We start from the raw sequence: 17,748 nt of genomic DNA, 5'->3' as shown, positions 1-17,748 counted from the left end.
GATCCCTCTCAGGCGATGCCGAGGCCCGGAATCGCGCTGATCATGTCGGGGTCGAAGCCGGCCAACGCCGCGAAGTGGCGGCCGCGCTCGACGTAGTCGCGATACGGACCGAAGCTCGGCGCGCCCGGGGAGAGCAGCACCACGCCCTCTCCCGCCAGCGCGTTTTCCGCACGCCGGATCGCGTCGGCGAGATCGGTCGCTGCGGCGAGCTGGAAGCGCCCCTTCTCCGCCGACGGCACCAGCAATTCATGGATGTGCGGGCCATTCGCGCCCATCGTGATGATTGCGGCCGGGGCGTGGCGCGTCATCGCCGTGGCGAACTCCGACCAGTCGAGGCCACGGTCGTGGCCGCCGACCAGCAACGCAATGTCGCGCGCGCCGAAGCATTCCAGCGCTGCCAGGCTCGCATGCGGGGTGGTGCTGATGGAATCGTTGACGTAGCTCACCGCGCCGCGGGTACCGAGCATCTGCAGGCGGTGCGGCAAGGGGCGAAAACCAGCCGCCTGCGACGCAAGCCCGGCTGCGTCCAGCCCCAGCGCTTCCAGCACGGTCAGCACCGCGCACAGGTTGCCGCGGTTGTGCCGGCCCGGCAGTGGGAGCGGCGTGGTGTCCATGATGAAACCGTCGCCACGATGCAATGCATCGCCGCGAAGGTGCCAGCCGTCCTCTTGACCGAACCAGCGCACCTCGCTGTCGGGCAACTCCAGCTTGGCGAGTTGCGGGTCGTTGGCGTTGAGCACGGCGATGCGCGGCCGCGCATCGGTCAGCAGGCGCAGCTTGTCGGCGACATAGCGCGCCTGCGAACCGTGCCAGTCGAGATGTTCGGGAAACACGTTGAGCGCGACCGCGATTTCCGGCCGCGCGCCGCTGTCGGCGACGTCGCCGGTCTGGTAGCTCGACAGCTCGATCGCCCAGTAATCAGGCGGCTGTGGTGGGTCCAGCAACTCCAGCAACGGCAGCCCGATGTTGCCAGCCAGCGCGGTGCGATGACCCGTCGCACGCAGCAGGTGGGCGAGCAATGCGGTGGTCGTGCTCTTGCCCTTGGTACCAGTGACGCAGATGGTGTTGACCGCGATGCCTTCGGCGCCGGCGCACTCGCCGAACCACAGCGCGGTGCCACCGATGAAGCGGGTGCCCTGCCCGGCTGCGGCGACCGCTTCGTCGCGGTAAGGACTGATGCCGGGCGATTTGACCACGACGTCGAACGCCGACAGCCGCGCGGCGCTGGCCTGGGTTTCGATCGCCAGCCCCACGTCACCGAGCGCGCGTGCATCGGCGACTTCATCGTCACTGCACAACAGCGTCAGCGGCAACCCCGGCAGCCTTGAGCGGATCGCCCGGTAGGCCGCGCGGCCCTCGCGTCCCCAGCCCCACAGCGCGACATTGCAACCGTCAAGTTGCGCGATGCTAAGCGGCGAAGTGCGCACGCAGGCGCTCCCACAACCGCGGCGGAATCCGCTGCTCGTCGTCGAGCACCAGCAGCGGCTCGATGCGAAGTTCCTCGGCATCCAGCTGCGGCATGATCTCGCGGGCAAAGCGCTTGACCAGCGCATCCTCGCGCCACTCGGGACGCGCCGTCAGTGCGGCCATCGCGGCGCGCGACTCGCGGCCTTCGCCGACGCATTCGAACGGCTTGTGGTCCTGGTATTCCAGCAGCGCGTCATAGCCGCCGGTCTGGTCCGGGTCGTCGAGCAGGTTGCGGCCCAGGATGCCGACCAGCCGCGGCTTGCTCATGAACGGCGCCAGCGCGAGGAACACGAAATGGCACTTCGGGCACACCCCGCACCAGCGGTTGGTCGGGCGCTCACCGAGGATGTGGAAGTTGCGGTTGCAGCTGGAGAAATGCGCGTCGTAACGGTTGGTGCGGGTGAACTGGCGTGCGACCGCCAGCTCGCTCAGCGGCCGCAGCAGCGAGTAGTAATGCAGGTCGGCGGCGATGTGCTTCTCGACATATCGGCCGAACGCCGACTCGCAGGCCCAGCCCTTCGACCACTGGTGGTTGACCTCGCCGGTGCCTTCGATCATCGAGCCGTAGCTGGCCGAGCGCTCGTTGGAGAACACCACCTGGTCGACGCCGTGCAGCAACGCGGCCAGCACCAGGATCGCGGAGTTCACCACGGTAACCGGGATGTGGCCGTTCCATGCGCCCTCGCGGTTGTAGTCGAACAGCTGCGGTGCCAGCGCGCGGCCGACGTTGAGTGTCGGCAGTCCGGTGCGCGCGGCGCAGGCCTGGATCAGCTGCGAACCGCCGATCCAGCTGACGGTCTGGTCGACGTCCAGCGCGCGCAAGGCCTCGATGCTGACCAGCGAATCCTTGCCGCCGCCGATCGCGACCAGCGCGTGCTCGCGCAGGCCAAGCGCGGGCGCGGGTGACTCGGCCTCGTCACCGTGCGGGAAGCGGATCCGGCCGTGCAGGTCCAGCCCATTGCGATAGGCAAACTCCCCCAGCCCGTTGAGGTAGATCAACTCCAGCAGCGCCGCGGTGTCGGCATCGATGTCATACGACTCGATGCGGATCTCGCCGGGCACCGCCGCCTTGTAATAGCTGACGCCGGCAATCAGGTGCAGCAGCCGCAGCGCGCGCTCGACCGCCGCGGCACGTTCGCCCTCCAGCACGAAGGGCGCACCGGGCACGCAGATCGTCTCGACCATCTCCGGGCCGTCGTCGAACGCATACACCAGTTGCGCGACGCCGGTCGCCGGGTCGAACCCGCAACGCACGAAGCGGAACGCCTGGATCGCGTCACGCCGGAATTTCCACTCACTCATTCGATGACTTCCTCTGCCGGCAGCGCCCGCAGGTTGTAGGTATTGGCCATGACCATGCCGTAGGCGCCGGCGTCGGCGACCAGCAGCACGTCGTCCTCGGCGGTCGCGACCGGCAGCGCGCGATCACGGCCGAGCACGTCGCCGCTCTCGCAGATCGGCCCGACCACGTCGAAATCGCGGGTATCGGCGTCGTCGAACCGGCTCAGGTTGTGGATGCCGTGGTAGGCCTCGTAGATCGACGGCCGCATCAGCGCGTTCATGCCGGCGTCGGCGCCAATGCGGTGCACGCCGTCCTTCTCGACCACCTGCGTCACCGACAGCAGCAGCACGCCGCACTCGGCGACCAGGTAACGCCCGGGCTCGACCACCAGGCCGTAGCGCGGGTAGGTCGCCTTGAGTTCGTCGAGCCCGCTGCGCCACGTCGCCACGTCGAAATGGGTCGACTCCGGCGTGTACGGCACCGAGAGGCCGCCGCCGATGTCGATCGTCTCGATGGTGCCGATGTTGTCGGCCATCGCCGCGAGGTGGGCGTAGACGCCGTGCCAGTGCTGCGGGTCGTCGATGCCGCTGCCCAGGTGCGCGTGCAGGCCGCTGATGCGGATATCGAGCTTGCGCGCCTCGGCCAGGAAGTCGTCGACCTTCGCCAGCGGCAGGCCGAACTTGGCCGCGACGCCGCCGGTCTTGACCTTTTCGTGGTGGCCTTCGCCATGGCCGAGGTCGAGCCGCAGCCACAGCGTGCGGCCGCGGAACACTTCCGGCCAGCGCTGCAGCACCTCGACATTGTCAATGGTGACGGTAATGCCCCTGGCGAACGCGGCCTCGTACTCGCGGCGCGGCGCGAAGCTCGGGGTGAACAGCACGCGCTGCGGCGACAGCTCCGGCACGGTCGCGAACACGTGCTCGATCTCGCCCAGCGACACGCATTCCAGGCCGAGCCCTTCGCCGGTGATCGCGCGCAGGATCGCCGGGTGCGGATTGGCCTTGATCGCGAAGAACGCGCGGTCGACCGCGGCTGTGCCGGTCAGCATCCGCGCGCGCGCGCGCACGGTGGCGAGGTCGTAGACGTAGCGCGGGGTGCCCGCGGCGGCGCGTTCGAGCAATACATCGCGCTTTCCGACCCACCACGGCTGCGCGCGTTGCGGCTTGCCGTGGGTAATCTCGCGCCAGCTCGGGCCGAATACGCCGGCGTCGCGCACCGGCATCGCGCCGCTGCGGATCAGCTCGGCATGCAGCACCGGCAGCAGGTCTTCAGCATCTGCCTCGTCAACCACAAAGGTCAGGTTGAGGTCGTTCGACGACTGCGAGACCAGATGCACCCGCTCGCGCCCGAACGTCGCCCAGATGTCGGACAGCCGATGCAGCAGCGAGCGCATGCCGCGACCGACCAGGGTGAATGCGCTGCACGGCACGATGACCTTGACCCGGCAGACCTCGGCGAGGTCGGCGGCGAGCGCTTCGAGCACGTTGCTGGTGACGAGGTTCTCGCTGGGGTCGAGCGAGATGGTGACGTTGGTTTCCGACGAGCCGATCAGGTCGACCGACAGGCCGTGGCGGCGGAAGCGATCGAAGATGTCGGCCAGGAAGCCGACCTGCTGCCACATGCCGATGCTTTCCATCGACACCAGCACCACGCCGTCGCGGCGGCTGATCGCCTTGACCCCGGGCACGGTGGCTGCGCTGGAGTCGATCCGGGTGCCCGGCAGGTCAGGGCGTTCGGTGTCGAGGATCACCATCGGCACACCACCGTCGCGACACGGCGCGATCGAGCGCGGGTGCAGCACCTTGGCGCCGGTGGTGGCGATTTCCTGGGCCTCGGCGTAGTCGAGCCGCGCCAGCAGGCGGGCGTCGGGGACCTCGCGCGGATTGGCGCTGAACATCCCGGGCACATCGGTCCAGATCTCCACGCGTTCGGCCTTGAGCAACGCGCCGAAACACGCCGCCGAGGTATCCGAACCGCCACGGCCGAGCACCGCGGTGCCGCCGTCGCCATGGCGGGCGATGAAGCCCTGGGTCAACAACATCTGCGCGGGCTGCGCATGGAACCGCGAACCGAAATCCGGATTGGCTTCGCGCCGGCAGTTGACCGCGAGCCGGCCGGCCCACGCGCTCTGGTTCGGCAATGCCACCGCATCGAGCCATTCGCGTGCATCGCACCAGCCGAAATCCAGCCCGCAGCCACGCAGGTAGGCGGCGCCGAGCGTCGATGACAGCAGTTCGCCCTGGGCCAGCACTTCGGCCTGCCAGTCGAGTTCGCGCGTCGCGCCACGCGGGTCGTCGGCGAGCGCCTGCAACGCATCCAGCCGCGCAGCCAGGACGGTGGCAGGGTCGAGCCCGAGTTCCACGCAGAATCCGCGGTGGCGCTCGACCAACGCCGCGATCCGCCCACGGACGTCGTCGCCATTGCTTATCGCCAGAAGCTCGTTGGTCACGCCCGACAGCGCGGACACCACCACCAGCACCCGCGCATTCTCGTCGGCCACCCGTTTGGCGGCGATGCGGCCGATGCTGTCCCAACGGGTCCGGCTGGACACCGAGGTGCCGCCGAACTTGAGTACCACCCAACGTTGCGCTTGCGCCACCACGTGTCCCCGTTTAACTCGCGTCGAATCGGTATGCCTGCAACCAGTCTAGAATCGCGCGGTCCGTCGACCGGCACGAAGCGTCGATTCTAGTCGAACACGGCGCTGCGACCGTGCGCCGCCCGCCCATTCGACCATTCCGGTCGCTCCCAGTGGATTGCCTCCCCCGATGACGCTGCGCCGCTACATGCAACTGGATGTCTTTGCCGACCGCCCCGGGGCCGGCAACCCGCTGGCAGTGGTGTTCGATACCGACGGCCTGGGCGAGGCCACGATGCAGGCCATCGCCCGCTGGACCCGGCGGCCGGAGACCACCTTCGTGTTCGCGCCCACCGCGCCCGGCGCGGATTACCGCGTCCGTATGTTCAGCCCGCAGCGCGAGGTGCCGTTCGCGGGGCACCCCAGCATCGGCACCGCGTTCGCACTGATAGAGGCCGGCATGCTGCAGTCGCGCGACGGCGAGGTGCGGCAGGAATGCGCCATCGGGGTGCTGCCGCTGTCGGTCGAGGGCGAGGACGCCAGCCGCAAGATCGCGGTCCGCACGCCGAAGGCATCGACACTCGAGGTCGCCGACCGCGCCGACCAGCGCCTTGCCGTGGCGCTTGCCGCGTTGCCGGAAAGCGCGCTGCCACCTGCGTTGATCGACGGCGGCCGGCGCTGGTGGATGGCCGAGGTACGCGACGAGGCCGCCCTGCGCGGCGCGGCGCCGGATTGGGCCGCGATCGAGGCCCTGGCTGCAACGACCGAAAGCATGGGCCTGTGCGCGTTCGCCCGTGCAGATGCCGGGCGGGATTACGACTTGGTGGTGCGTGCCTTCGTCGGCACCAACGGCACATTCGAGGACGCCGCCTCGGGCGCCGCCAACGCGGCGCTGGCGGCGTGGCTGGCGAGCAACGATGCGCTGCCCGGCCGGGACGGTAGCTACATCGCCAGCCAGGGCCGCGAGGTCGGTTTCGATGCGCGGCTGCAACTGCGCGTCGACCACGACGGCGAGGTCTGGTCGGGTGGCCGCTGCCGTGTGGTCACGCGCGGCCAGATCGACTGGTAGGCACCTGCCCTGCCCGAAACTGCCGCCGCGCTTCGCCTGCTGCCTCAACCCGCCTTCAAGGTCGCCTGCATCGAGATCGGCACCGCGCTCAGCGCCTTGGAGATCGGGCAGTTGGCCTTGGCGTCCTCGGCAATCGACTGGAACTTCGCGTCGTCGATCCCGGGCACCTCGGCTTCGACCTTCAGGGTGATCTGCGACAGCGCCGGCCCGCCTTCCATCGACAGGTCGACCGCGGCCTCGGTGTCCAGCCGGGTCGGCGGATGGCCGGCCTCGGTCAGCTTGGCCGACAGCGCCATCGTGAAGCAGCCGGCATGGGCGGCGGCGATCAGTTCCTCGGGATTGGTGCCCTTCTCGTCGCCGAAGCGGCTGCTGAAGGCATAGCGGGTGTTCTCCATCAGCCCGCTGTCAGGCGTGCTGAGCTGGCCGCGGCCGGTCTTGAGGTCGCCTTCCCAGCGTGCGGTGGCGTGGCGGGAAATACCCATGGGGTGACTCCTGGTCTGGTGGGGGAGTCCGCAGGCTACGCGCCCGGGTGTTAGCCCGGCATGTGGCCCGGTCGCGCGCACCGCTTGACTCCCCCAATCGCCGGCGCGAGGCTTGCGGTCCGGCCCCGTGCCGGCCTCCCGCCATGACCGCCCGCCGAGCGCACCACGCTCGGTCGCGCAGCGCGGACAGCCATGACGGCCTTCCACCCTCAGCGCAGGGAGAAGTCCGCTCATGTCCCACAGCACCCAAGACATCCGCAACGTGGCCCTCGCAGGCCACCCCGCCGCCGGCAAGACCACCCTGTTCGAAGCCCTGCTGCTCGCCGGCGGCACCATCCAGACGGCAGGCAGCATCGAACGCGGCAGCACCGTGTCCGATTTCGACCCGGTCGAGAAGCAGCGCGGCCATTCGGTCGACATCGCGATCGCCGGCATCGACCACGCCGGTGCCCACGTGAACCTGATCGACACCCCCGGCTATCCCGATTTCCGCGGCCCGGCGCTGTCGGCACTGGCCGCGGTGGAGACCGTGGCGATCGTGCTCGACGCTGCCAGCGGGGTCGACTACGGCGCCCGGCGGATGATGGCGAGGGCCAGGGCGCGTGGGCTGTGCCGGGTCATCCTGGTCAACAAGATCGACCAGGACGGCGCCGACGCGGTCGCGGTGCTGGATGGCATCCGTGACGAGTTCGGACCGGAATGCCTGCCGCTCAACCTGCCCGCGGACGGCGCCAGCCGGGTGGTCGATTGCCTTGGCAACACCAGCGGCGACAGCGACGTCGGCCCGGTCGCCGACTGGCACCGCAAGATCATCGACCAGGTGGTCGAGGTCAACGAGACGGTAATGGAGCGCTATCTCGACATCGGCGAGGACGGGCTGTCCGGCGACGACCTGCACGAAGTGTTCGAGCAGTGCCTGCGCGAGGGCCACCTGGTGCCCGTGCTGTTCTGCTCGGCGCGCACCGGCGTCGGCGTGAAGGAACTGCTCGACGTGATCGAAAAGTGGCTGCCGAACCCGGCCGAAGCCAACCCGCCGCCGTTCGAGAAAGGTGCCGACCACCAGCGCATCGAAGCCGTGCCGGACCCGAAGGCGCACGTGATCGCCGACGTGTTCCGGATCACCAACGATCCGTTCGTAGGCAAGCTCGGGGTGTTCCGGGTCTACCAGGGCACGGTGCGCAAGGACAGCCAGCTGTTCGTCGACGATGGCAAGAAGCCGTTCAAGGTCGGCCACCTGTTCCGGTTGCAGGGCAAGGACCACGTCGAGGTCGACCGCGCGGTCCCGGGCGACATCGCCGCGGTCGCCAAGGTCGATGACCTGCACTTCGACGCGGTGCTGCACGACAGCCATGACGAGGACAGCATCCGCCTGTCGCCGCTGGACTTCCCGCGGCCGATGTTCGGGCTGGCCATCGACGCCGCCAGCAAAGGGCAGGAACAAAAATTGGCCGGCGCGTTGCACAAGCTGGCCGAGGAGGACCCGTGCTTCCACGTCGAGCATGAGGCCGAGACCAACGAGACCGTCGTGCGCGGGCTGTCGGACCTGCACCTGCGGGTCAACCTGGACCGGCTGAAGGACCGCCACGGCATCGACGTCACCTCGCACCCGCCGCGCATCGCCTATCGCGAGACCATCAGCGGCAAGGCCGAGGGCCACCACCGCCACAAGAAACAGACCGGCGGCGCCGGGCAGTTCGGCGAGGTGCAGTTACGGGTCGAACCGCTGCCGCGCGGCGCCGGTTTCGAGTTCGTCGACCAGGTCAAGGGCGGCACGATCCCGGGCCAGTTCATGCCGGCGATCGAGAAAGGCGTGCAACAGGTGCTGCACAGCGGCGCGATCGCCGGATACCCGATCCAGGACGTGCGCGTGGTGGTGCTCGACGGCAAGCACCACAGCGTCGACAGCAAGGAGGTGGCATTCGTCGCCGCCGGCAAGAAGGCGTTCCTCGACGCGATCGGCAAGGCGCGGCCGCAGGTGCTGGAGCCGATCGTCGACCTGGAGGTCAACGCGCCGGAACAGAACATGGGCGATATCAGCGGCGGACTCGCCGGCAAGCGCGCGCGGATCAACGGCACCGACGTGTTGCGTGGTGGCGAGATCGCGGTGAAGGCGCAGGTGCCGCTGTCGGAACTGGAAGGCTATGCCGCCGAGTTGAAGTCGGTGACCGCCGGGCGCGGCCGCTACTCGCTCGACTTCAGCCATTACGAACCAGTGCCGGATCAAGTGCAGCGCAGGCTGGTCGACGCGTACAAGCCGAGGCACGAGGAGGATTGACCGGGATATTGACGCGCCAATGCGCGAGCACGCGGTAGCGTCGGCGCCATGGCCGATTCCGTTCCTCGCGATTACACCCCCCTCGCCCGCCGCCTGCTGACCACCGCGCTGGTGCTCGCCGGCCTGGCGGCCGCGGGCTGGTGGGCCTGGCAACAACCGTTCATGGCTTCGACCCGGATGACGTGGGAGATTTCGCGGATGCCGGCCCCGGTCTCCCTGCCGATGCCGGTCGATGGGGTCGCGGTGGGCGCGGTTGCGGACACCTGGGGCGCAGCGCGCGATACCGACCGCCGCCACGAAGGCGTCGACATCTTCGCCGAACGTGGCACCGCGGTTGCGAGCACCACACGCGGGGTCATCAGCGCCGTGCGCGAGGGCGGGCTGGGCGGGCGCCAGGTCTGGGTGCTCGGGCCGGGCATGGAACGCCATTACTACGCCCACCTCGACGGGTGGGCGGCGGGTCTTTCAAAGGGCGGCGTGGTGCTTCCGGGTGACCTGCTGGGTTTCGTGGGCGACAGCGGCAACGCCCGGGGGACGCCGACGCATCTGCACTACGGCATCTACGGCGACGGCGGTGCGCTGGATCCGCTGCCGCGACTGCGGGCCGGTGCGGACGACTTGCCCGTCGAAGACACCCCCGCCGAAACCGCTTCGCGCTAGCATCGGGCGGCACGCCGGCAATCGGGGCGCGCTAACCCATCGTTCACCGCGGCTGCGTAACGTGGCCGTCGCCCACAATCTGCAAGGGATCGATCATGCGCAAACCGGCTGTCCGCGGCACCGTCGTACGCAAGTCCAACATGCTGGTGCTGCTGTTCGCGGTCGCGCTGGTGGCCGCTGGCTGCTCCACCCTCAACACGCTGGGGGCGATGCTCGGCAGCCAGGTGACGTTTACCCAGCCGCAGCTGCAGCATTCGCTGGACCGCAACTTCCCGAAGGAATACGACAAGCTCGGCGGGCTGGTCTCGCTGCGCCTGACCAACCCGACGCTGTCGATCCCGTATGACAGTACCCGCCTGCGGCTCGACTTCGACGTCGGCCTGTCGGCGATGGGCAGCAGCAGCATGGCCACCACCGGGCACTTCGCGCTCAGCAGCGGGCTGCGTTTCGACATGGGCACCCTCGGCCTGCACTTGCAGGATCCGGTGATCGAGGCGGTCGACGTACCCGCGCTGGGCGGGGTGATGAACGGCACCTCGCGCGAACTGCTGAATGCCTGGCTGTCCGACTACGCGCGCGAGGAACCGGTCTACCGGCTCGACAACAACCTGCTCGATCGCATCAGCGCACGCCGGATCGAGTCGACCCGGATCGAGCGCGGCGTGGTCGTGGTCAACCTGGACGAGTGAATCGGAAACCGTAATGGCTGGACAATCAACTCGCTTCGAGACACACGCAAGGATTTTCCGGGGGCTGCTGTTAGCGGCGGTGTTCGCGCTCGGAGGTTGCGGCGATCGCCCATCCGACACGGCGCAGGAAGAGGTGACCGCTGGCGAGGCCTTGCCTGCGCCCGACCAGGCCAGCGGCAGCGTGACCGGCATGCCAGGCCAGCCGGGGCCGGGCCAGGTCGGTCCGCCGCAACCACCCGCGATCGAACTGCCGGCGGGCACCGCGATCGATGACGAAGGCAACCTCGTCGACCTCGACGGCGACGGCTTGCCGGATGCCGTCGATGGCCAATCGATACCGCCAGCGCCCAGCGAATTGCCCTCCACCCCGGTCACCAGCGACGGCCCCGGCGCCGACGAAGCGGTTGCGGTGGTCCGCGCGTATTACGACGCCATCAACGGCGGCAGCTACGGCCGCGCGTACGCACTGTGGTCGGATGGCGGCAAGGCCAGCGGGCAGTCGCCACAGCAGTTCGCCGACGGCTTCGATGACACCGCCGAAGTTTCAGTCGAAGTCATGCCGCCCGGCCGGATCGAACCGGCGGCCGGCTCACGCTACATCGAGGTCCCGGTCGCGCTGGCCGCAACCCGCGATGACGGCAGCGTCCACCGTTATGTCGGCGCCTACACCCTGCGCCGCGCGGTGGTCGACGGTGCCACCGCGGAGCAGCGCGCGTGGCGGATCGCGTCGGCGGATATCCGTGAAGTGCAGCAATAACGCAACGAATCGCAGCGGCCCCATGACCGTTGCACGGCCGACCATCGTGACGCGATCTCCATGACCGGTCTGGCGACCGCACCACGCGTGGTGCTGGATACCAATGTGTGGCTGGACCTGCTGCTGTTCGACGACCCGCGGGCAGCATCGCTGCGCCAAGCCTTGGCGAGTGGCGACGTCGTTGCGATCGGCAGCAACGAATGCCGGGACGAATGGCTGCGTGTATTGCGCTACCCGGCATTGGCCCTGAAGGAGGCCCATTGCGCCGCGCTGACCGAAGCCCATGACGCGCTAGTGCAGCCGTTCGACGCGATCCACCTCGTCGCGGGTCGCCCACCCGATACCACCCTGCCCCGCTGCAGCGATCCCGACGACCAGAAGTTCCTGCAGCTCGCGCAAGACGCCGGCGCCCGCTGGCTGGTCAGCCGCGACCGTCACCTGCTTTCGCTGGCGCGGCGCTGCCAACGCGAGGGATTGTTCCAGATAACCACGCCGGAAGACTGGGTGCCCGGCAGTCGCTCTTCGTAGGAGCGGCTTCAGCCGCGATCGTGGAGCCGTTTGCCCGCGCTGATTCCGATCGCGGCTGAAGCCGCTCCTACAAAAGCCCGAAGGGCATCTACGTCCTATAACTCGAACCGGTACGCCAGCTTCACCAGCAACTGCTCGCTGTCGCGCAGGCTGAAGCTGTCCTGCAACTGGTCGCGCGGCCCCACGGAGAATTCGTCGAGCATGTAGCCGCCACGCCCGTACACCACGTACAGGTCCGACAACGGCGCGAGCATGTAGCGGTAGCGGACCTGGAAGCCGAGGTTGCGCAGGCTGAAATCATCGACTTCGTTGCCGGGCAATGCCGTATCGACCGCCACCGCACTGCCGTCCGGAGCGACCTCCACCGCTTCCATGAGTTGCGCGTCCAGCCCGATCGCCTGCAGCTTCAACCGCAGTTCCTGGCGCTGGCCGATGCTCCAGTCCAGCCCCGCGTTGAACTGCAGCGAGCGCTGCTCGAAACGGCCGACCAGGTTGTCGTGCTGCCAGACCAGCCAGTCGGGGGTGTACTCGGCGTAGCCACCGACGAATGCGCTGAGGGCGTCGCTGAAGTAGTAGGTCGGGGAAAACTCCAGGCTGTAGCCGATCTCGTCGTTGCCGGACAGGCCGCCACTGCCGGCCCAGGCGTCGAGCTCCCATGCCCAGTTGCGCTTGCGCGGCCGGTCGCGTTCGAACGACAGGCTGAAGTTGCCTGGCTGCCGCAGCGCGTTGTTGCCGCGCGTCAACAGGTCGGAGTAGTACGGCGCGTTGATGTTGAGCTGCAGGTACTCGCTGCCGCCATCGCGTCGCTCGCTGGAGCGGATCAGGCGCAGCTGCCGTTGCAGCCGCAGGCCATGGTCGTTGTCCATGCCGATGATGCGGCCGCGGTAGTCGTGCGAGGCGTAGGCGGACGCCTGCGCCAATCCGGTCAGGCGACGGCTGACCTGCCAATGTGCGTAGTTGAGGTTGTTGCGACCGAGGTAGCCGAAGTCGTTGACTTCCAGGTCGTCGCCGAAATGCATCGCCAGCCATTGCTGGCGCCAACCATTGCCCATCTCGTACTCGACCACGGTGGTCGCACCGCTGCCACGGGTGGTCTGGCCGGCCTGCTCGATGTCGCTGCCGACCACGTTGCTGGTGATGGTGAGCGCGTCGGTCGGCTGCCAGCGGTGGTCGATGCCGAGTACGCGCGCCTCGCGGTCGAGGTACGGACGCAGCACCTGGGTCGCCAGCAGGCCGACGTTCTGGCGCTCGAAATCGTGGTTGAGCCGCAGCGCGCGGAACGAGCGTCCGGCCTCGCCACCTTCTTCCGCCGCCATCAGTCCGTAGTTGGTGCCGCCCAGGCTGCCGTTGAGCTTGACCGCCGCATCGATGTCGCCCGCACCGCTGCCGTCGTCGGCCGCGCCGCCGACGCGGCGGGTGTAGATCAGCTGGCTGTTGTCGATCAGAAGTCCGAAATTGAAGATGCCCTGGTTTTCGGTGAAGAACGGCCGCTTGTCGCTGAAGAAGGTTTCTTCCGCACCGAAGTTGACCACCAGGTCGTCGCTTTCGACCTGGCCGAAGTCGGGGTTGATGGTCGCGGTCAGTTGGGTCTGGCCGTTGGGCTTCCAGAAGATGTCGGCGCCGGCATCGAAGTCGTTACGGCCGCCGCTGCCGTTGCCGGTGAAGTCGTGCACGCCGACAACGTACGGCGTGATCGCAAGCAGCGACTGGCTGTAGGCGGGCAATTCGACCTTGCGGAAATCAGACAGGAACCGAGCACGCTGGAAGCTCGCGCCCGGCGCGGCGACGCGCTCGCCGGTCGATCCGATCACGCGGTCGAGGTACAGCCCGACCGTGCGGGTGCCGCCGTTGGCCTTGCGCATCGGCGCGATGTACCAGGGGATCAGCATCTCGACATTCCAGCCGGCCTCGTCCTCGCTGACCGCGTGCGTCCAGCTGCCGTCCCAGTCGCTGCTGTAGCTGCCTTCGTTGGTGATCACCTCGTCGGCGATGCCGCCGGCCAGCGTGACCATGAAGTTGTAGCCGGTGCGGCCGTCGCCGTCGAAATCGATCGCGACGTTGACCCGGTCGACCTGTGCGTCCTCGTCGCGGCGGGTGCGGGTGCGCACGCGCGGTACGTCGGGTGCCTGCAGGCTGCGGAATGCGACCGCGAGTCCGTCGGGCGTGGACAGCACCCAGGCCTCGGTCGCATACGGCGAGGGCTGCAGCGACAGCGGCTGGGTCAGGACGAAGTCGTCGAAGTGGCGCGCGCCCTGCCATTCGACCGGGTCGATCCGTCCGTCGATCTCGATCGTGCGGCCGCTGGTGGGAATACCGTCCACCGGCGCCTCGACCGCATGAGCGGGCAGCGCCAGGATGGCAAGGATGGGCAGCAACAGCGGGAAGCGCATGGAAGGTCCGGACAGGGCGGGATTCGGTGCGCAGACTAGACCGGATCGGCCGGCGTACCGACTGTCGCAAGTCATGGCAACCATTCGGGCGCGAGGTGCATCGACTTTACTGAAGCAGGGTCAATCACCCCACGTAGGAGCGGCTTCAGCCGCGATCGGCAAACGGACGAGCGATCGCCGGCCCGATCGCGGCTGAAGCCGCTCCTACAACAACGCGGGCTTTACCCCTCGTCCTCAGCCGTCGCATCGTGGGTCACGAAGGTGTTCTCCCCCGTCGGCAGCTTCAGCCATTCCGGGTGCGCCAGCGCGCGGCCGATGTCGGCCAGGCCGGATTGCCAGTGCTCGCGCATCGCCACCCGGCCGAACTGGTAGTCCTTGAAGTGGCCGAACCGCGCACGCTCACGGTAGATCAGGTGGATCACGCCGATCCGGTTGTCGCAGGCCAGCTCGGCGGCATGGCGGCACCACGGGTTGGACTCGCGCACGTCGGCCGGGATCTCCTCCAGCAGTTCGCGCAGCAGCCGCCGGTAGTGCTGGCCGACGCGCTGGATGTCGGTGACCATCCGGGTGCGGCTGGAGTACTGGATCTCCTTCTCGCGCTCGGCGACGTCGAGCAGGGTCTGCGGCAGTTCGCCGCGCGCGTTCCACAGGTCGATCTGGAACACCAGGGTGTCGGCCTGCGGTTCGGCCTGCAGCAGGTACGACAGCGGGGTGTTGGAGACAAGCCCGCCGTCCCAGTAGAAGCGGCCGTCGATCTCGACCGCCGGGAACGCCGGCGGCAGCGCGCCGGATGCGAGGATGTGGCGCGCGTCGAGCCGCATCGAACGGTTGTCGAAATACTCCAGGTTGCCGCTGGCGACATCGACCGCGCCGACCGAGACCCGCATATCGCCGTCGTTGAGCCGGTCGAAATCGACCAGCCGCTCCAGCGTCGCGATCATCGGGCTGGTGTCGTAGTAGCTGGCGACGGTCGGCCCGGTCGGCTGCAGCGGGTTCTGCCCCGGCAGCCAGCTGGTCCAGCTGCGCGGCTGGTAGAAGCCGCGCTGGCCCTCGGTCATCGCCCGCCAGGCTTCCCAGGTGTCGAGCCAGGCGCGGGCGTGTTCGTTGATGTCGAGGAAATGCGCCTCCTGCCCCAGCGTGGTCGCCGGCAGGAAGTACGGTTGCGAGATCGTCTCCCAGAATTCGTGCAGTGCATCGACCCGCCGCTGCGGCGGGTTGCCGGCGATGATCGCGGCGTTGAAGGCGCCGATGGAGATGCCGGCGACCCAGTCGGGATCGACCCCGGCGGCGTGCAGGCCCTGGAAGACCCCGGCCTGGTAGGAACCCAGCGCCCCGCCGCCCTGCAACACCAGTGCGACGTGCTCGGGCAGGCGCAGCTTCGGCTTGGCGGCCATCGGCGCGTCGCTACTGCATGTGCCAGCCGTGGCTGACCACGAAACTCTGCCCGGTCAGCGCGGCACTCGGGAACTCGCACAGGAAGCGCACCGTCTGCGCGACGTCCTCGACCGTGGTGAAGATGCCATCGACGGTGTGGCCGAGCATCACGTCGCGGATCACCTGCTCCTCGCTGATCCCCAGCTCCTTCGCCTGCTCCGGGATCTGCTTGTCGACCAGCGGGGTGCGCACGAAGCCCGGGCAGACCACGTGGCTGCGCACGCCGCGCTCGCCGCCTTCCTTCGCCAGCGTCCGCGAGAGGCCCAGCAGGCCGTGCTTGGCAGTGACGTAGGCCGACTTGAGCTTGCTGGCCTGGTGCGAGTGCACCGAACCCATGTAGATGACCGTGCCGCCGCGTGGCTTGCCGTCGTCGCCAGCCTTGTACATGTGCGGCAGCGCGGCTTTCGTGGTCAGGAACGCGCCGTCGAGGTGGATCGCCAGCATCTTCTTCCAGTCGGCGAAGCTGTAGTGCTCGATCGGGTTGACGATCTGGATGCCGGCGTTGGAGATCAGGATGTCGACCCCGCCCAATTCGGCCACGACATGCCCGGTGCCGGCGTTGACCGCGGCCTCGTCGGTGACGTCCATCGCCACCCCGATCGCACGGCCACCGGCCTGCTCGATCTCGGCGGCGACGGCGCGGGCGCCATCAAGGTTGATGTCGGCGATCGCGATCAGCGCGCCGGCGCGCGACAGCTCGAACGCGATCTCCTTGCCGATGCCGCTGGCAGCGCCGGTGACGAGGGCGACCTTGCCTTCGATCGAGGTCATGCGGGGCTCCTTCGTGTGCGATGGAATCGCCCCATGGTAACGGTGGACTGTGACGATGCCCCATGGCGGACCGGTGACGTTGGTCCAATGGGCGAAGGCCCCGGGCTCCTGTAGGAGCGGCTTCAGCCGCGATCGGATGTCCCGTCGCGCGCCGATTCCCGATCGCGGCTGAAGCCGCTCCTACAAAAAGGCCAGGCGCTATGGCTCAGCCCTTCTTCTTGCGCTTGGGCTGCAGCATCGTCCCGGTGCACTCCTTCGCCCCGCAGCGGCATTCCCAGATCTTCTTCATCCGCGGCGTGTGCGCCTCGTCGAGGGTGATGCCGTAGTTGTAGGCCAGCTCCTCGCCGGGCTTGATCTTGCGGGTCGCCTCGATGAACACCCGGTCCTTGCGGCGGTCATCGCCGTCATCCTCTTCCAGCACCGCCTCGCAGTTGGGCTTGCAGCTGTGGTTGATCCACTTGGCGGTACTGCCCTCGAAGTTGGCGTCGATCACGTACTCGTCGTTGAGGGTGAACAGGAAGGTGTGGCCGGAATCGGCGTCACCGCTGTCGCCGGCATCGACATCTTCGTGGGTGCGGCGGCGGCCCTTGTATTCGACGATGCGCTCGCCCTTGGCGATCGGTTCAACGGCGAATACGCCATTGCCGTGGATGACGGAGCGGCGGGCGACGATCTTGCGCGGCATGCAGGTATTCCGGACGGGGACGAAACTCCATTGTGCCGGACTTCCGCGCGGATGAACCCCGGCGAGCCGGCTGCTTGGCCGGGGCCGGCTTAATCAGTACAATTCCGGTACGGATTGATTCAACCCCCGATCCGACCACTCCCTCCCGGTTCGCCGCCATGCTCCGCGTCACCAAGCTCACCGACTACGCGACGGTCGTCCTGACCGCCCTCGCCGCCCAGTCCGATGCCGTGCTCAGCGCCTCGGAACTGGCCGAGCGCGCCCGCCTGGAAGCACCGACCGTCAGCAAGCTGCTCAAGCCGCTGGCGCAGGCGGGACTGGTCGAGGGCTTCCGCGGCGCCAATGGCGGTTACCGCCTCGCGCGCCCGGCCGCGGCGATCAGCCTGATCGAGGTCGTCGAGGCGATGGAAGGCCCGCTCGGCATGACCGAGTGCAGCGTCCACGAGGGCAACTGCACGATCGAGGACCACTGCGGCGTGCGTGCCAACTGGCGACGGATCAACGACGTGGTGGTCGAGGCGCTGCGCAGCGTGACCCTGGCGCAGATGATCGACGGCGTGCCGCCACCCGGCCCCGCGACACCGTCCAGGCGCATCGACCTGCGCCTGGCCAATGCCTGATTCAAGCAGACCTGTTCCAAGCAAGCCCGTCCGATCGGGTTTGCCCGCCCCCACATCACGA

The 17,748-nt window shown here is 68.3% G+C and carries 15 protein-coding genes; 7 read left to right on the top strand and 8 right to left on the bottom strand.

Features of this window, described 5'->3' with window-relative positions; all coding sequences use genetic code 11:
- Positions 1-8: 8 nt before the first annotated feature.
- Genes murD through ACT9F5_RS11885 form a run of 3 tightly spaced genes read right to left on the bottom strand, consistent with a single transcriptional unit; the run spans position 9 to position 5,348 of the window.
- Positions 9-1,427 (bottom strand): UDP-N-acetylmuramoyl-L-alanine--D-glutamate ligase, encoded by a 1,419-nt coding sequence (gene murD, locus ACT9F5_RS11895; protein ID WP_445120174.1) that lies wholly within the window; start codon positions 1,425-1,427, stop codon positions 9-11.
- Positions 1,408-2,769: a UDP-N-acetyl-alpha-D-muramoyl-L-alanyl-L-glutamate epimerase gene (gene murL, locus ACT9F5_RS11890; RefSeq protein ID WP_445120173.1), complete on the bottom strand. Its 1,362-nt coding sequence runs from the start codon at positions 2,767-2,769 to the stop codon at positions 1,408-1,410. Before murL ends, murD begins: the two co-directional genes overlap by 20 nt.
- A complete protein-coding gene (locus ACT9F5_RS11885) occupies positions 2,766-5,348 on the bottom strand; it encodes a bifunctional aspartate kinase/diaminopimelate decarboxylase (protein ID WP_445120172.1) in 2,583 nt (860 codons plus the stop codon). Before ACT9F5_RS11885 ends, murL begins: the two co-directional genes overlap by 4 nt.
- A 169-nt stretch (positions 5,349-5,517) precedes the next feature.
- Here ACT9F5_RS11885 and ACT9F5_RS11880 point away from each other — a divergent pair, with 169 nt between their 5' ends.
- Positions 5,518-6,396: a PhzF family phenazine biosynthesis isomerase gene (locus ACT9F5_RS11880; RefSeq protein ID WP_445120171.1), complete on the top strand. Its 879-nt coding sequence runs from the start codon at positions 5,518-5,520 to the stop codon at positions 6,394-6,396.
- A gap of 44 nt (positions 6,397-6,440) precedes the next feature.
- On the opposite strand, the gene ACT9F5_RS11875 is transcribed toward ACT9F5_RS11880, so the two are convergent.
- Positions 6,441-6,878 carry an OsmC family peroxiredoxin gene (locus tag ACT9F5_RS11875; protein WP_445120170.1) on the bottom strand — a complete coding sequence of 146 codons (438 nt, stop codon included), beginning with the start codon at positions 6,876-6,878 and terminating at the stop codon, positions 6,441-6,443.
- Between the two features lie 232 nt (positions 6,879-7,110).
- Here ACT9F5_RS11875 and fusA point away from each other — a divergent pair, with 232 nt between their 5' ends.
- The 5 genes from fusA (at position 7,111) to ACT9F5_RS11850 (ending at position 11,787) form a co-directional block, all read left to right on the top strand.
- Positions 7,111-9,153: an elongation factor G gene (gene fusA / locus ACT9F5_RS11870; RefSeq protein ID WP_445120169.1), complete on the top strand. Its 2,043-nt coding sequence runs from the start codon at positions 7,111-7,113 to the stop codon at positions 9,151-9,153.
- A 48-nt stretch (positions 9,154-9,201) separates the two neighbouring features.
- The gene (locus ACT9F5_RS11865; RefSeq protein WP_445120168.1) at positions 9,202-9,813 is read left to right on the top strand and encodes a peptidoglycan DD-metalloendopeptidase family protein; all 612 of its coding nucleotides are present in this window, start codon (positions 9,202-9,204) and stop codon (positions 9,811-9,813) included.
- A 95-nt stretch (positions 9,814-9,908) separates the two neighbouring features.
- Positions 9,909-10,502 (top strand): hypothetical protein, encoded by a 594-nt coding sequence (locus tag ACT9F5_RS11860; RefSeq protein WP_445120167.1) that lies wholly within the window; start codon positions 9,909-9,911, stop codon positions 10,500-10,502.
- A gap of 133 nt (positions 10,503-10,635) precedes the next feature.
- Positions 10,636-11,259 (top strand): hypothetical protein, encoded by a 624-nt coding sequence (locus ACT9F5_RS11855; RefSeq protein ID WP_445120166.1) that lies wholly within the window; start codon positions 10,636-10,638, stop codon positions 11,257-11,259.
- Between the two features lie 60 nt (positions 11,260-11,319).
- Positions 11,320-11,787, top strand: coding sequence for a putative toxin-antitoxin system toxin component, PIN family (locus tag ACT9F5_RS11850; RefSeq protein ID WP_445120165.1), 468 nt, complete (start codon positions 11,320-11,322; stop codon positions 11,785-11,787).
- Between the two features lie 95 nt (positions 11,788-11,882).
- Here the strand turns inward: ACT9F5_RS11850 and ACT9F5_RS11845 are convergent, their stop codons facing one another.
- From ACT9F5_RS11845 to ACT9F5_RS11830, 4 genes are all read right to left on the bottom strand, one after another.
- Positions 11,883-14,177, bottom strand: coding sequence for a DUF5916 domain-containing protein (locus ACT9F5_RS11845; protein ID WP_445120164.1), 2,295 nt, complete (start codon positions 14,175-14,177; stop codon positions 11,883-11,885).
- Positions 14,178-14,398: 221 nt separating this feature from the next.
- Positions 14,399-15,571 (bottom strand): DUF3734 domain-containing protein, encoded by a 1,173-nt coding sequence (locus ACT9F5_RS11840; protein WP_445120163.1) that lies wholly within the window; start codon positions 15,569-15,571, stop codon positions 14,399-14,401.
- Between the two features lie 10 nt (positions 15,572-15,581).
- Positions 15,582-16,382, bottom strand: a complete 801-nt coding sequence (locus tag ACT9F5_RS11835) for a 3-hydroxybutyrate dehydrogenase (protein WP_445120162.1) — start codon at positions 16,380-16,382, stop codon at positions 15,582-15,584.
- Positions 16,383-16,587: 205 nt separating this feature from the next.
- Entirely contained in the window at positions 16,588-17,067 is a 480-nt protein-coding gene (locus ACT9F5_RS11830) for an SET domain-containing protein-lysine N-methyltransferase (RefSeq protein WP_445120161.1), read from the bottom strand.
- 158 nt (positions 17,068-17,225) lie between these two features.
- Here ACT9F5_RS11830 and ACT9F5_RS11825 point away from each other — a divergent pair, with 158 nt between their 5' ends.
- Complete coding sequence (locus tag ACT9F5_RS11825) at positions 17,226-17,687, top strand: SUF system Fe-S cluster assembly regulator (RefSeq protein ID WP_445120160.1); 462 nt, start codon at positions 17,226-17,228, stop codon at positions 17,685-17,687.
- Positions 17,688-17,748 lie beyond the last annotated feature (61 nt).

It is taken from the genome of Lysobacter sp. F6437 (genome assembly GCF_052547215.1).
This window is presented reverse-complemented; position numbering and strand designations above follow the sequence as displayed.

Coding starts and splice junctions, on each gene's coding strand:
- ACT9F5_RS11845 (WP_445120164.1), bottom strand. CDS start 14,177: ATGCGCTTCCCGCTGTTGCTGCCCATCCTTGCCATCCTGGCGCTGCCC.
- ACT9F5_RS11835 (WP_445120162.1), bottom strand. CDS start 16,382: ATGACCTCGATCGAAGGCAAGGTCGCCCTCGTCACCGGCGCTGCCAGC.
- ACT9F5_RS11825 (WP_445120160.1), top strand. CDS start 17,226: ATGCTCCGCGTCACCAAGCTCACCGACTACGCGACGGTCGTCCTGACC.
- fusA (WP_445120169.1), top strand. CDS start 7,111: ATGTCCCACAGCACCCAAGACATCCGCAACGTGGCCCTCGCAGGCCAC.
- murL (WP_445120173.1), bottom strand. CDS start 2,769: ATGAGTGAGTGGAAATTCCGGCGTGACGCGATCCAGGCGTTCCGCTTC.
- ACT9F5_RS11865 (WP_445120168.1), top strand. CDS start 9,202: ATGGCCGATTCCGTTCCTCGCGATTACACCCCCCTCGCCCGCCGCCTG.
- ACT9F5_RS11850 (WP_445120165.1), top strand. CDS start 11,320: ATGACCGGTCTGGCGACCGCACCACGCGTGGTGCTGGATACCAATGTG.
- ACT9F5_RS11840 (WP_445120163.1), bottom strand. CDS start 15,571: ATGGCCGCCAAGCCGAAGCTGCGCCTGCCCGAGCACGTCGCACTGGTG.
- ACT9F5_RS11860 (WP_445120167.1), top strand. CDS start 9,909: ATGCGCAAACCGGCTGTCCGCGGCACCGTCGTACGCAAGTCCAACATG.
- ACT9F5_RS11830 (WP_445120161.1), bottom strand. CDS start 17,067: ATGCCGCGCAAGATCGTCGCCCGCCGCTCCGTCATCCACGGCAATGGC.
- ACT9F5_RS11880 (WP_445120171.1), top strand. CDS start 5,518: ATGACGCTGCGCCGCTACATGCAACTGGATGTCTTTGCCGACCGCCCC.
- ACT9F5_RS11875 (WP_445120170.1), bottom strand. CDS start 6,878: ATGGGTATTTCCCGCCACGCCACCGCACGCTGGGAAGGCGACCTCAAG.